Here is a 13,696-nt window from a genome sequence, read left to right as displayed (position 1 = left end):
TTCTCGCACTCGCCGATCCCGCCGCCTCGAGGTGCCTAGGCTCCTGGCGTGGGTACGACGATGTGGTTCCGGTCAGCTCGTGATGCACTCGAGTGGGATGCGCTCGTCTCGGCGCACCCCGGAGCGACCGGCTTCCACGACTGGGCCTGGCTCACGCTGCAGGCCGAGTGCTTCGACTGGCGCTTCGACCCGCTGGTGGTGACGTCCGACGGCGTACCGGTCGGCGTGTTCCCGGTCCTGCTGCACCGCGGTGTGCTCGCGCGAGCCGTGTTGCCGCCGTTCCCGTTCGTCGGCCCACTGGTGCCCGACCACGTGTTGGTGGCCGTCATGCGGGCCTTCCGGCGGTGGCAGCTCCGGCACGGCGTCCTCGTGGCGCGGTACGACCTCGGGCCGGGCGCGGCGACCGATCCCGGCGCCGCGGTCGCCCGCGCCGGGGTCACCGGGCTGCCGGACCGGACGTTCGTGGTGGACCTCGTCGGCTCCTCGCCCGAGCGACTCGTGCACGCCATGAAGAACGGCGCTCGTCAGTCGCTCCGGCGGGCCGAGCGCAAGGGCGTCGTGATCCGGCCGTCGGAGCCCGGTGAGGTGACCGAGTTCCTCCCCCGCGTCCTCAGCGAGTCGTACTCGAGTCGCGGGGTCCCGTCGCCGTACCCGGAGGACATCGGCGCCCGGGTCGAGCGCTACGCCGCCGCCCGCGACGACGTGTACACCGCCACCGCACTCGTCGACGGGACGATCGCTGGCGTGATCGTGGTCTTCACCGGGCACCCCGTCGTGACGGGTTGGGCCGGCGGGACCCTGCGGGCGTTCCGCGCGGTCAACCCGAGCACCGCGCTCTACCACGACGTGCTGCAGCACGCGCTCCACACCGGGCACACCGCGGTCGACCTCGTCGGGGAGGTCGACGAGGGGATCAGCCGCTTCAAGATGTCCCTCGGTGCGGTCGAGCGGCCGTTCACGACGGTCGTGTCGTCTCCCCTGCCACCGAGCGTCCGGACGGGAGCACTCGCTCTCCGTCGGCGCGTCACGGTCCACGGCTGATCAGCACCCACATCAGGCGCGGTCGTGCAGCGTGACCTGGTAGCCGTCCAGGTCGGCGAAGGTGAACGTCCGACCGAAGGGGCCGTCGAACGGCGCCGTCACGATGCGGTGCCCGTCCGCGACGAGTGCGTCGTGGATGTCCTGCACGCCGTCGGCGTGGAACCAGGCGGCAATGCCGATGCCGGGCTGCGGAACGGCATCCAGATCCGTACCCGGGACGACGTCGCGCAGTGCGAACGCGATCGGGGTCGTCGTGAAGACCACCGCGTGCGGCGGACCCGCCGGCGACCGGACGAGTCCGAGGTACTGCTCGTAGAACGCCTGCGCAGCGTCGAGGTCGCGGACCTGGAAGGAGATGAAGTCGGGGCCCGTCACGGCCATGGTGGTGTCCTCTGCTCGGTGTGTCAGTTTCCTGACACTGACCCTATGTCAGACTACTGACATGAGTCAAGACTCCCCCGGCATCGACCTCGAGACATCGCTCGGGTACCTCCTCAAGGAGGCGTCGAGTGCGTTGCGGACCGCGATGGAGGACGTGCTCCGGCCCCTGGGCATGAACGTGACCCACTACTCGTGTCTCGAACTGCTCGCGCAGCGGCCGGGCATGTCGAACTCGGATCTCGCTCGTGGGGCGTTCGTCACCCGGCAGACCATGAACGTGCTGCTCCAGGCGCTCGAGCGCGACGGTGCCGTCGCGCGGACGCCGGACGCTGCTGCCGGGCGGGTGGTGCCGGTCACGCTCACCGCGGCGGGACGAGCCGACCTCGCCCGTGCCACGGCGGCCGTCCGCGGTGTCGAGGACCGGATGCTCACGGGCATGGACGATTCCGAACGCGCGGCGGCGCGGCGGGCGCTGCGGTCGATGGTCACCGCGCTGCGGACGGGCTGAGGGGTCCAGCCGAGCGCGCTGCGGTCACTCCCCCGTCGGTGCGCTGTCGTCCGCGGCGCCCTCGGTGGTGTCGTCACCCTCGGTCGGGACGTCTTCGGCGTCGATCTCGAGCGCGGCGTCCTCGCGGCCAGACTCCTCGAGGAACTGCTCGTCGGTGTCGGGCTGCTCGGGGGTCGCGGCTGCGGTGGTCTCTTCAGCGGGGTCAGGCTGGCTGTACGTCATGCGCTGGACCGTACGCGCGCGTCGCTGAGTGCGACGGCCGACTGCGCAACCGTCTTGTAGCGGTCCGAGCGGAGCGGCTCCCCGTCGGCCGCGCCACCCGTCAGGTGCCCACGAAGTCCGCCAGGTGCTGCGCCGTCAGCGTCGAGCGACCGGACACGAGCTCCTCTGGCGTGCCCTCGAACACCACGCGCCCGCCGTCGTGTCCCGCACCGGGGCCGAGGTCGATGATCCAGTCGGCGTGTGCCATGACGGCCTGGTGGTGTTCGATGACGACCACCGTGTGCCCTGCGTCCACCATCCGGTCGAGGAGGCCGAGCAGCCCCGCGACGTCGGCGAGGTGCAGCCCCGTGGTCGGCTCGTCGAGCACGATCACGTTGCCGGGTTCCCCGAGGTGCACGGCGAGCTTGAGCCGCTGGCGTTCCCCGCCCGACAGGGTCGTGAGCGGCTGCCCGATCGTGAGGTAGCCGAGTCCGACGTCGACGAGTCGCCCGAGGACTGCGTGCGCCGCCGGGATGCGTGCGTCGCCCTCCGCGAAGAACCCCTCGGCCTCGGACACCGACATCGCCAGCACCTCGCTGATGTCCTTGCCGCCGAGGTGGTACGCCAGCACCGACTGGTCGAAGCGCTTGCCGCCGCACTCGGCGCACGTGCTCGAGACGCCGGCCATCATGCCGAGGTCCGTGTAGACGACCCCGGCACCGTTGCACGCCGGACAGGCGCCCTCCGAGTTGGCGCTGAACAGCGCGGGTTTCACGCCGTTCGCCTTCGCGAATGCCTTCCGGATCGGCTCGAGGAGTCCCGTGTACGTCGCGGGGTTGCTCCGTCGGGAACCACGGATGGCGGCCTGGTCGATGGTGACGACGCCGTCCCGGTGCGACAGGGCGCCGTGGATCAGCGAGCTCTTGCCGGATCCCGCGACGCCCGTCACGACGGTCAGGACGCCGGTGGGGACGTCGACGTCGACGTCCTGCAGGTTGTGCACCGACGCGCCCCGGATCTCGAGGGCGCCGGTGGGTGTCCGGACGTCGGTGCGGAGCGCCTGCCGGTCGCCGAGGTGCCGACCGGTCACCGTGTCGCTCGCACGCAGTTCGTCCGGATGACCTCGGGCTTGTGTTCGACGACCAGCACCGTGTTGCCCTTGTCGCGGAGGCGCAGGAGGAGTTCGTTCATCCGCTCGACGTCGTGCGGGTGCAGCCCCGTGCTCGGCTCGTCGAACACGTAGGTGACGTCGCTCAGCGCCGAACCGAGGTGCTTCACCATCTTCACCCGCTGCCCCTCTCCCCCGGAGAGCGTGCCGGTCGGACGGTCGAGCGACAGGTAGCCGAGCCCGATCTCGACGAACGAGTCGACGGCGTCCCGGAGTCCGTCGAGCAACGGGCCGACACTCGGCGCATCGAGCGCTCGGAGCCAGGCCGCGAGGTCGCTGATCTGCATGGCGCAGACGTCGGCGATGTTCTTCCCGTCGATCCGGGAGGACCGGGCGGTGTCGTTGAGTCGGGTCCCGTCACACGCGGGACAGGTCGTGAACGTCACCGCTCGGTCGACGAAGGCGCGGATGTGCGGCTGCATCGCCTCACGGTCCTTCTGCAGGAAGGAGCGGCGGACTCGCGGCACCAGCCCATCGTACGTCATGTTGATGCCGGCGATCTTCCGCTTCGTCGGCTCGCGGTACAGGAAGTCCTGCCGTTCCTGCTCGGTGAAGTCGCGGATGGGCTTGGTCTTGTCGACGTACCCGGACTCGGCGAACATGCGGACGTTCCACCCGTCGGTGCCGTAGCCGGGGATCGTGATCGCGCCGTCCGCGAGGGACTTCGTGTCGTCGAAGAGCTGCGCGAGGTCGATGTCGGTCACCAGTCCGCGGCCCTCGCAGTCGGCGCACATGCCACCGAGCCGGTTGTAGGTGACGCGCTCGGCCTTGACGTTCGTGCCCTTCTGGACGGTGATCGCTCCCCCGGCCGACACCGTGGCGAGGTTGAAGGAGAACGCGTTCGGGCCGCCGACGTGGGGTCGGCCGAGGCGACTGTAGAGCACCCGCAGCATCGCGTTCGCGTCCGTGACCGTCCCGACGGTTGAGCGCGGGTCCGCCCCGATGCGCTCCTGGTCGACGACGATCGCGGTCGTCAGCCCGTCGAGCACGTCGACGTCGGGGCGACCGAGCGACGGCATGAAGCCCTGCACGAACGCGCTGTACGTCTCGTTGATCATCCGCTGCGACTCGGCCGCGACCGTGCCGAAGACGAGCGAGCTCTTGCCCGATCCGGACACACCGGTGAACACCGTAAGACGGCGCTTCGGCAGGTCGACGTCGACGTCCTGCAGGTTGTGCTCGCGCGCCCCGCGGACGCGGATGCGGTCGTGCTGGTCGGCAGCGTGTCCGCAACCGGTATGCATGTACATCACCGTACCGCGCAGAGAGTCGGGACCGACACCCCTGTGGACGAGACGGTCGTGGCGGACGCGAGTCGCGCCTCCAGGCCGCTGCGGAGCAGGTCAGCCGCGCGACCGCGCTGCTCGACGGACCAGATCGGGGAGCTCCGCCGGTTCGAACGGCTCCTCGGTCGCCGCGAGCTCGTCGACGGTCCACCAGCGCGACGCCGTGATGTCGACGCGTTCGTCGTCGGTCCAGCCACTGTCGTCGAGTCGGAAGCCGTCCGTGTGCACGACGTAGAACTCGGCGTGGCCGCGATCGTGGTCGGCCTCGTCCCAGGTCACGTCGAAGTCCTGCGACCACACGCTCTCGCCGGGGTCGGCGATAACGATGCCGGTCTCCTCGCGGAGCTCGCGGACGGCCGCGTCACGGTGTGACTCCCCCGGGTCCACGCCACCGCCCGGCGTGATCCAGCGGTGGAAGCCGTCGGAGGACGGGGCACGGGTGTCCATCAGGAACACCCGGCCGTCCGGGTCCAACAGGAGGATGCGGGAGGTGCGGCGCAGGCCGGGCTTCGCGGTCACCCGGTCGACGCTACGCGCCGAAGCCGCTGACGTCGCCGACGAGCTTGGTGTGGTCGGCCGGGATCGGCTCGATCGCTGCGAGCGCGATCTCCGCGGCGAACTCGGACACGCTGTAGAGCTTGCCGACCTCTTGCCGGCGCCCCTCGATCGCACCCGGGTTGAGGCGGTTGAGGAGGGTCGCCGTGATGGTGCCCTCGATCATGTCACCGGAGACGACGACGAACTCGATGCCGGCGGCCTCGAGCTGCGGGATGAGCTCGCGGAGTGCGAGCTCGCCGGCACGCTTGCTCTTGGCGACGGGGACGTACTCTTCCATCGTCTCCGCGGTCTCGACGAAGTGGGCCTGGTGACTGGTGACGAACACGACGCGGGAGCCGGCCGGCATGTGCGGGACCGCAGTGCGGAGCATGTCGACCTGTGCGTCGCGGTTCAGGCGGAGCGCGTAGTCCTCGCCGAGTCCGGACTCCATGCCGCCGGACGCGTTGAGCACGAGGAGGTCGATGCCGCCCCACGCCGCGACGACCTGGTCTACCATCGCCTCGACCGAGTCGTGGTCCGTCAGGTCCGCGCCGACGGCGAGCGCTGCGCCGCCGTCGGCGACGATCTTCTCCGCGATCTGCTCGGCACGCTTCGCCTTGTTCCGGTAGTTCACGACGACCTTCGCGCCGGCTTCCGCCAGGTACCCGACGGTGTCGGCGCCGATGCCGCGCGACGAACCCGTCACGAGGGCGCGCTTGTCGGCGAGGGATCCGGGGGCGAGGGGGTTGCTCACAGTCGTGCTCCAGGTGGGGTCGGAGGTCTCGTTGCCGCAACGAGCCTACCGTCCGGGGCGCGGCTGTCGGTCGCAGTTGATATGTTGAACGGAGTTTGACCGGCCGTCGCGACGCAGCGAACGCCGTGCGCGACCGAGGGAGGGAGATCGCGTGTCCGGACCTGACTGGATCCAGACCATCGTGTGGATCGGCCTCGTGCTGATCCTGGGGGTGGTCGAGATCTTCACGCTCGACTTCATCTTCATCATGCTCGCGGCGGGAGCCGCCGGGGGGTTGATCGCAGCCCTGCTCGGTGCGCCGTGGTGGCTGTCCGCGCTCGTCGCGGCCGCCCTCGCCCTCCTCCTGCTGCTCCTGGTGCGCCCGCGCCTCCTGCACGCGCTCAACCGGGGTGCCGACCCGCACCGCACCGGCATCGACGGACTCGTCGGCCTGTCCGGCACCGTCGCGGTCGCCTTCACCTCGTCCTCTCCCGGGCAGGTCCGGCTCGCCAACGGTGAGACCTGGAGCGCCCGGCTCGCGGGCATGCCCACCGACCGTCTGCCCGCCCTGGGCACCCCCGTCGTCGTCGAGTCCATCGAGGGCTCCACCGCCGTCGTCCGCATCGATCAGAAAGACGCCTCATGACCTCCCTCTCAACGGGGACGATCCTGCTCCTCCTGCTCATCCTCGTCGTCGTCATCTTCGTGATCGTCGTGCTCGCCCGAGCGATCCGGATCGTGCCGCAGGCGACCGCCGGCATCGTGGAACGGCTCGGCAAGTACCACAAGACGCTCAGCCCGGGTCTGAACCTGCTCGTGCCGTTCATCGACCGACTGCGTCCCCTGATCGACATGCGCGAGCAGGTCGTCTCGTTCCCGCCGCAGCCGGTGATCACCGAGGACAACCTGGTCGTCTCGATCGACACCGTCGTGTACTTCCAGGTCACCGACGCACGGGCGGCGACCTACGAGATCGCCAACTACCTCGGCGCGGTCGAGCAGCTCACCACCACCACGCTCCGCAACGTCGTGGGTGGCCTGAACCTCGAGGAGGCCCTGACCAGCCGCGACAACATCAACGGTCAGCTCCGTGTCGTGCTCGACGAGGCCACGGGCAAGTGGGGTATCCGCGTCGGTCGTGTCGAGCTCAAGGCGATCGAGCCGCCGGTGTCGATCCAGGACGCCATGGAGCAGCAGCTGCGTGCTGAGCGGAACCGTCGCGCGGCGATCCTGCAGGCCGAGGGGACCAAGCAGTCGCAGATCCTCGAGGCCGAAGGACAGCGTCAGGCCGCGATCCTCCAGGCAGAGGGTGACGCGAAGGCGCAGGTCCTCCGGGCCGAGGGTGAGGCACAGGCGATCGCGACCGTGTTCGACGCGATCCACACCGGAGACCCCGACGAGAAGCTCCTCTCCTACCAGTACCTGCAGACGCTGCCGAAGCTGGCCGAGGGCACGGCGAACAAGCTCTGGATGATCCCGAGCGAGTTCACCAAGGCGCTGTCCGGCATCGCCGAGGGCTTCACGGCCGGCCGGAGTGGAGGTGCGCCGGGTTCCGGGGGTGCAGCCGGCGGCGACTTCCTCGAGCGGATCTCCAAGCTGGCGAACGAGAGCCTCGCCAACACGGCTGCTGCGAACGCCGCGGCGTCGTCAACGCCCCGCCCGGACGCCACCGCGGCCGACATCGTGCCGGAGTCCGACCTCGACCAGCGTCTGGCCGAGTCCGACAAGAGCGTCGATGCGCGGCTGGCAGCAGCCGACGAGGCCACGAGCGACGAACTCGGCGACACCAAGTAGAACGCGCACGCAACTAGATGCGCACGAAGAAGCCCGCCCCGGTCATCCGGGGCGGGCTTCTTCGTTTCTGAGGGTGGTTCAGGCGCCGCGGCGTGCGCGGAGGAACTGCAACCGTTCCTGCAGGAGCTCCTCGAGCTCTTCACGCGAGCGACGCTCGAGCAGCATGTCCCAGTGGGTCCGGGGTGCCTTGACGTCCTCTTCTGCGACCTCGACGGGAACGCCGTCGTCGCCGAGGAGTCGACCCTCGCGTCCAGATCGGGGGTCCGACCAGGTCGACGGGACCTCGGCATCGGCCGAGAAGATCACGTCGAACGTCTCGCCGGAGTCGGACTGGTAGACCGCGCGCTTACGGTCCGAGAGCTCAACGCCCTCTTCGCTCTGGAGACTCTGACTCCCGAGCCGCATGCCGCGAAGACTTCGATCAGCCATCGGTGTGCTCCTTCCGCTCGTCCTGCCCTCCACAACACTGTCCCACGGGGGTTCGTTCCCCGACCGGCGCATTCACAGTGCGTTCCCAGTGGGCGGCCGCGGGGACTCGGGACCGCGTGATCTGGCGTCCGGCGGCGGACACGGCGGCCACGGCGGCCACGGCGGCCACGGCGGCCGACACGACGGGGACGGGAGGGCGCGGAGCGGGGTGGGCTGCCGCTGTCGTGCGACCGGGCCGGTGTCGTACGACAGCGGCGATGTCCTTGCTCGCGGTCCGCTCGAGCCAGCGGGCGCAAGGAGCGACCGGGCCGGTGTCGTACGACAACGGCGGCGTCGTACGACGTCGGGCTATCGCGCCGCGTCGACGTGCCCCGTACGGTGTCGGCGCAGCGTGCCATGCGCACCGAACGCGACGAACCACGCGTCGATCACGAGGTGCATCGTCGGGACGCGCGCGCTTCGTGGACCCCCGCCCGCACCGAGCCGAGGTCAGCGGCGCCGACGAGACCAGGGGGCGCAGGCGAGCAGGACGAGCAGGCCGCCGAGCGACAGCAGGAGTGTCAGGGAACCAGAGATCAGTGTCGCCGGCGTCGTGGAGGTCCCGAGCGGCACGTCCGTCACCATCGAGGTCGCGGTGTACGCCGGCACGCGGTCGATCGTGCGTCCGCTCGGGTCGATCACCTGGGACGCCCCGACGGTGGAGATGTTCACGAGGGAGCGCCCCGTCTCGATGGCTCGCATCCGAGCGATCTCGAGCTGCTGGAGGTTCTCGTCGGTGCCGTCGAAGTCGGCGTTGTTCGTCTGCGCCAGGATCACCTGCGCTCCCCCACGCGCCATGTCGGTCGTCAGGCCGTCGTCGACGATGTCGAAGCAGATCGAGATGCCCGCCTTGATCCCGGCGACGGACAGCACGTTCGGTTTCGTCCCGGGGGTGTAGTCGCGCTGCAACAGGCCGATGAGCGACGGCGCGAGCTTCGAGAAGAACCAGCGGTCGGGCACGTACTCGCCGAACGGCACGGGACGCTTCTTGTCGTAGGACGACTGCCACCCCTGGGATGTCCAGACGAACGACGTGTTGTGGAGCACCCCGGACCGTGTCTGGGTGATCGCGCCAGCGACGATCGGTGCACCGACCGACCGGACGACCGAGTCGAGCGCCGACGCCACGACGGGCTGCTGGCGCGGGTCGTACTCGGCGGACGCCTCGGGCCACACCACGAGGTCGACGCCCTTCGCCTCGATGTCGGTGGCGGCGACCTGCGCGGCGAGGACCTCACCCGGCTGCGCCCCGTCGAAGTACCCCGCGGGCCCGTTCCCCTGGACCGACTCGATGCTGATCGTGCCGTCCACGGCCGTCGGCCAGGCGGGTACGGCGAGCACCGCGGCCACGAGGAGGCCGGCGGTCGCGACCCGCGCCGGCAGTCGGAGGACCGCGCCGGGCCGGGTCGGCCGGACGAGCGCCAGGGACACGACGACGGCCACGCAGTACACGACGACGAACGTCAGCCCGAGGACCCCGACGTAGGCGGCCAGGTGGGTGAAGGGCCCCTGCGACTGCGAGAGCCCGATGCGGCCCCACGCGAAGCCGCCGTACGGCCAGCTGCCCGAGAACCACTCTCGTCCCGTCCAGAGTGCGGCGACGACGGCCGGGAGGCCCCACACCCGCCCGGCGGTCGACGGCAGCACCCGGGCGAGCCAGCGGTACGCGAGCGCGATGGCGACACTGCCGAGGGCGAGGTACGCGGCCTCGAGGAGCGCGAGCGCGAACCACGGGACGGGGCCGAGGTAGCGGCCCGCCCACGAGATCGCGGGGATCCAGAACGCGGCCCCGGCGAGGTAGCCGAGCCACGCTGCGCGGCCGGCCCGCTGTCCCATGACGGCGACGAGGAGGCACGCCACGGCCGGGTAGGCGAGGAACCACCACCCCGGGGACGGGAAGGACAGGGCCAGCAGGATGCCGCCGATGACCGCGAGCGGCAGGGCGGCGCCGAGCGGGAGCGCTCGGAAGGGGTTCACTGCCTCCACCTGGTCGAGGCCGACCCCGCGGACACCGACCGCGCCGGAGGAACCGCGCGACCGGCCGAGCGACCGACCGCGCGCGGACCCTCGCGACCGCTCGTGCGCGCCGGACGGCAGCGCCGTCGCGAAGTCGGCGTCGTGCGGACGCAGGTCGGACTCGGGAGCGTGCACCGGGCCTCCCGTCAGACCGTCGCGTAGGCGACGATGCCGCGGCGCACCGCGTCGGTCGCGCGCCGCGCGGTCTGCGCGAGGTCGTCTTCGCCAGCGTTCCGGACCTGGTCGAGGAGGTCGATCACCTGCTTGCACCACCGGACGAAGTCACCGGCGGGCATGTCGAGCGTCCGGAGGACGTCGTCGAGCGCCGAGCCCGACGCCCACCGGAACATGCCAACCGCCATCGCCGGGGTGGGCGGCTGCGAACCGGCGAGCCGGGCGTCGCGCTCGATGTCGTCGAGCCGGGCCCAGATCGTCAGGGTCTCGTCGAGGGCCGGACGGAACGCACCGCGCGGCAGGGCGTGCTCGGTGCCGGGCGCGTCCTCGCGGCGGGGCTGGTACACGATCGTCGCGGCCATGGCGGCGAGCTGAGCCGGGGTGAGTTCCTTCCAGACGCCGGCCTCGAGGCACTCCGCGACGAGGAGGTCGCGGTCGCCGTAGATGCGCTGGAGGCGTCGGCCGCCGGCCGCGACGGTGGCCTCGCCGGAGCCGTCACCCGAGTCGACGAGGTAGCCGAGCTGCAGGAGCACGTCGGTCACCCGGTCGAAGGTCGTCGCGACGGCGCCGGTGCGGGAACGGATCTGCTGCACGAGCTTGTCGTTGGCGCGCTTGAGCTTGTACCAGCGCTCTGCCCACCGTGCGTGCGCCTCACGGTCGGGGCAGGCGTGGCAGGGGTGCCGCTGCATCCGCCGCCGGACGTCGGTGATCGCGGCCTGGCGCTCCTTGCGGGCACCGTGCGAGGCTTCGCGGCCACCCGGGACGTTGGTCCGTTCGAGGTCGGAGAGCTCACGCCGGAGCGCCGCGTACTCGGTGAAGTCGCCGAGGTGGCAGGTCATCGCCTGCTGGTACCCCTCGAGCGACTCCTGCTGCGACCGGACCTTCCGCGCGAGGTCGACGACGGAGCGGTCCGCCTGGAACTGCGCGAACGACGTCTCGAGGACCTCGCGCGTGCGGCGGCGGCCGAACTGCTCGATGAGGTTGACGGCCATGTTGTACGTCGGCTTGAACGACGAGTTGAGCGGGTACGTGCGTCGGCTCGCCAGGGATGCCACGGCCTGCGGGTCGAGGCCGTCGGTCCACTGGATGACCGAGTGGCCTTCGACGTCGATGCCCCGGCGGCCGGCGCGACCGGTGAGCTGCGTGTACTCCCCCGGCGTGATCGGCACACGGGCTTCGCCGTTGAACTTCTCGAGCTTCTCGAGCACGACCGTCCGTGCCGGCATGTTCACCCCGAGCGCGAGCGTCTCGGTCGCGAACACGACCTTGAGGAGCTTGCGCTGGAAGAGGTCCTCGACGACCTCCTTGAACGCGGGCAGCAGACCGGCGTGGTGCGCGGCCACCCCGCGCTCGAGGCCCTCGAGCCACTCCCAGTACCCGAGGACGGCGAGGTCCTCGTCGAGGAGCGTCCGGCAGTGGTACTCGGCCGACTCACGGATCTCGCGACGCTCGTCCGCGGTGGTGAGCGACAGGCCCGACCGCAGGACGTTCCGCACGCCCTGGTCGCAGCCCGCCCGGCTGAACACGAAGAAGATCGCCGGCAGGAGCATCCGGTCGTCGAGCATCCGCGCGATCTGCTCGCGGTACAGCTTCTCGGTGCGCGGGCCGCGGCGGTCGTGGTACCCGCCCCGACCGCGTCCGCCGCGGTGTCCGCCGCCGTGCCGCTCGCTCCGGGAGGCTCCCCCGACCAGGCGGAGCAGCTCCGGGTTCACGCGGTTCGTCGCCGCGGCACCGCTCGAGTCGAAGAGGTCGACCATCTTCGAGCCGACGAGCACGTGCTGTTCGAGCGGGACCGGGCGGTCCTCGGAAACGATGACGTCGGTGTCGCCACGGACGGTCTGCAGCCAGTCGCCGAACTCCTCGGCGTTCGACACGGTGGCGCTGAGCGAGACGAGCCGGACCTCGGTCGGGAGGTGCAGGATCACCTCTTCCCACACGGCACCACGGAACCGGTCGGCGAGGTAGTGGACCTCGTCGAGGACGACCCACGCGAGGTCGTCGAGCAGGTCGGAGTCCGCGTAGATCATGTTGCGGAGGACCTCGGTCGTCATCACGACCACGCGCGCCCGCGGGTTCACGTTGGTGTCGCCGGTGAGGAGCCCCACCTCGGTCTCGCCGTAGGCCTGGACCAGTTCGGCGTACTTCTGGTTGCTCAGGGCCTTCATCGGCGTCGTGTAGAACACCTTCGCTGTGGGCTGCCGCATCGCCAGCCAGATCGCGAACTCGGCGACGATCGTCTTGCCCGCGCCGGTCGGTGCCGCGACGAGGACGCTCCGGCCCTGGTCGATGGCGTCGCACGCCGCGAACTGGAACGGGTCGAGGTCGAAGCGGAGGTCGGACCGGAACAGCTCGAGGTTGCGCGAGCGGTTCCGGACCTTCGCTGCCGCGTAGCGTTCGGCGGGGCTGAGGTCCGTGTCGGTCACAGGCCGTACTCTTCGTCGAGCTTGGCCTGCCGCTTCGCTGCACGGCGGTCGTGCAACCACGTGACGGCGCACGCGGCGATGTAGAGCACGGTCATCGGGATCGCGAGCAGGAACATCGAGATGACGTCGGCCGAGGGCGTCACCATCGCGCAGAACACGAGGATGCAGAGGATCGCGATGCGCCAGGACTTGATGATCGCGGACGCGGAGAGCACCCCGACGAAGTTCAGCAGCACGAGGAACACCGGCAGGACGAAGGCGATCCCGACCGCCACGATGAGCTTGATGACGAAGTTGTAGTAGGCCTTCGCGTCGACGATCGAGGTGTCCTGGGTGGACACGAAGCTGCCGAGGATCTGGACCACGTGCGGCAGGATGTACCACCCGAACCAGCACCCCGCGAAGAACAGCGGGATCGCGGTGCCGAGGAAGCCGAACACGTACTGCTTCTCGCGCCGCACGAGGGCCGGCACGATGAACGCCCAGACCTGGTACAGCCAGACGGGGCTCGAGATGACGATGCCGATCGTGATCGCGATCTGCAGCTTGAGGTCGAACGCCCCGGTGATCATCGGGAAGTTCAGCTCGGCCGTGTGCCCCCCGATCTCCGCGAGCTTCGAGACGGGCTGCCGCAGGGCGTCGAGCACGAACGGGGTGAGGAACCACCCACCGATCGCGCACACCACCACCGCGATGACCGCGCGGAAGAGACGGTTGCGCAGCTCGATGAGGTGCTGCCCGAGCGACATGCGGCCTTCGGCGTCCTTCTTCGGGCGCCCGGGCCGCTTCGCTCGCCCGCTTGCGGTCGTCGAAGCCATGCGCCGATCCTACGGGACCGGTCCGACACCGCGCTGCGGCTGCGTGCGTTCGCACAGGCGGCCGGGAGGCACGGTGCGGGCCGGCACCGCGCCTCCCGGCCCGTGGGCGCGATACCCGCGACGCGGCGTGCGTCGGCCGACGCGGACC

General features: G+C 70.5%; 12 protein-coding genes and 1 pseudogene. 4 read left to right on the top strand and 9 right to left on the bottom strand.

Annotated features, from left to right (window positions below; all coding sequences use genetic code 11):
- Positions 1 to 48 precede the first annotated feature (48 nt).
- Positions 49 to 1,041 (top strand): GNAT family N-acetyltransferase, encoded by a 993-nt coding sequence (locus tag QPJ90_RS13675; RefSeq protein ID WP_290131723.1) that lies wholly within the window; start codon positions 49 to 51, stop codon positions 1,039 to 1,041.
- A 12-nt stretch (positions 1,042 to 1,053) separates the two neighbouring features.
- Here QPJ90_RS13675 and QPJ90_RS13670 read toward each other — a convergent pair whose 3' ends face one another.
- Entirely contained in the window at positions 1,054 to 1,422 is a 369-nt protein-coding gene (locus tag QPJ90_RS13670) for a VOC family protein (protein WP_290131722.1), read from the bottom strand.
- Positions 1,423 to 1,483: 61 nt separating this feature from the next.
- On the opposite strand from QPJ90_RS13670, the gene QPJ90_RS13665 reads away from it, so the two are divergent.
- A complete protein-coding gene (locus tag QPJ90_RS13665; protein ID WP_290131721.1) occupies positions 1,484 to 1,930 on the top strand; it encodes a MarR family transcriptional regulator in 447 nt (148 codons plus the stop codon).
- A gap of 24 nt (positions 1,931 to 1,954) precedes the next feature.
- Here the strand turns inward: QPJ90_RS13665 and QPJ90_RS13660 are convergent, their stop codons facing one another.
- From QPJ90_RS13660 to QPJ90_RS13645, 4 genes and pseudogenes are all read right to left on the bottom strand, one after another.
- Positions 1,955 to 2,152 (bottom strand): hypothetical protein, encoded by a 198-nt coding sequence (locus QPJ90_RS13660; RefSeq protein ID WP_290131720.1) that lies wholly within the window; start codon positions 2,150 to 2,152, stop codon positions 1,955 to 1,957.
- Positions 2,153 to 2,252: 100 nt separating this feature from the next.
- A pseudogene (locus QPJ90_RS13655) lies at positions 2,253 to 4,549 on the bottom strand (excinuclease ABC subunit UvrA).
- A 93-nt stretch (positions 4,550 to 4,642) separates the two neighbouring features.
- A complete protein-coding gene (locus QPJ90_RS13650; protein ID WP_290131719.1) occupies positions 4,643 to 5,104 on the bottom strand; it encodes an NUDIX domain-containing protein in 462 nt (153 codons plus the stop codon).
- A 10-nt stretch (positions 5,105 to 5,114) separates the two neighbouring features.
- Entirely contained in the window at positions 5,115 to 5,876 is a 762-nt protein-coding gene (locus QPJ90_RS13645; protein WP_290131718.1) for an SDR family oxidoreductase, read from the bottom strand.
- 151 nt (positions 5,877 to 6,027) lie between these two features.
- On the opposite strand from QPJ90_RS13645, the gene QPJ90_RS13640 reads away from it, so the two are divergent.
- Both QPJ90_RS13640 and QPJ90_RS13635 read left to right on the top strand, forming a co-directional pair.
- Positions 6,028 to 6,501, top strand: a complete 474-nt coding sequence (locus QPJ90_RS13640; RefSeq protein ID WP_290131717.1) for an NfeD family protein — start codon at positions 6,028 to 6,030, stop codon at positions 6,499 to 6,501.
- A complete protein-coding gene (locus QPJ90_RS13635; RefSeq protein WP_290131716.1) occupies positions 6,498 to 7,649 on the top strand; it encodes an SPFH domain-containing protein in 1,152 nt (383 codons plus the stop codon). Before QPJ90_RS13640 ends, QPJ90_RS13635 begins: the two co-directional genes overlap by 4 nt.
- A 78-nt stretch (positions 7,650 to 7,727) precedes the next feature.
- On the opposite strand, the gene QPJ90_RS13630 is transcribed toward QPJ90_RS13635, so the two are convergent.
- From QPJ90_RS13630 to tatC, 4 genes are all read right to left on the bottom strand, one after another.
- Positions 7,728 to 8,078: an RNA polymerase-binding protein RbpA gene (locus QPJ90_RS13630; RefSeq protein ID WP_290131715.1), complete on the bottom strand. Its 351-nt coding sequence runs from the start codon at positions 8,076 to 8,078 to the stop codon at positions 7,728 to 7,730.
- Between the two features lie 489 nt (positions 8,079 to 8,567).
- Complete coding sequence (lnt, locus tag QPJ90_RS13625) at positions 8,568 to 10,268, bottom strand: apolipoprotein N-acyltransferase (RefSeq protein ID WP_290131714.1); 1,701 nt, start codon at positions 10,266 to 10,268, stop codon at positions 8,568 to 8,570.
- Between the two features lie 11 nt (positions 10,269 to 10,279).
- Complete coding sequence (locus QPJ90_RS13620) at positions 10,280 to 12,730, bottom strand: DEAD/DEAH box helicase (RefSeq protein WP_290131713.1); 2,451 nt, start codon at positions 12,728 to 12,730, stop codon at positions 10,280 to 10,282.
- Positions 12,727 to 13,479, bottom strand: a complete 753-nt coding sequence (gene tatC / locus QPJ90_RS13615; protein WP_290134243.1) for a twin-arginine translocase subunit TatC — start codon at positions 13,477 to 13,479, stop codon at positions 12,727 to 12,729. Before tatC ends, QPJ90_RS13620 begins: the two co-directional genes overlap by 4 nt.
- Positions 13,480 to 13,696 lie beyond the last annotated feature (217 nt).

Origin of the sequence: Curtobacterium sp. 458, from assembly GCF_030406605.1 — a bacterium.
Lineage (GTDB): Bacteria > Actinomycetota > Actinomycetes > Actinomycetales > Microbacteriaceae > Curtobacterium.
Note: the sequence above shows the minus strand (reverse complement) of the source record. Positions and strands in the feature narration are given on the sequence as shown.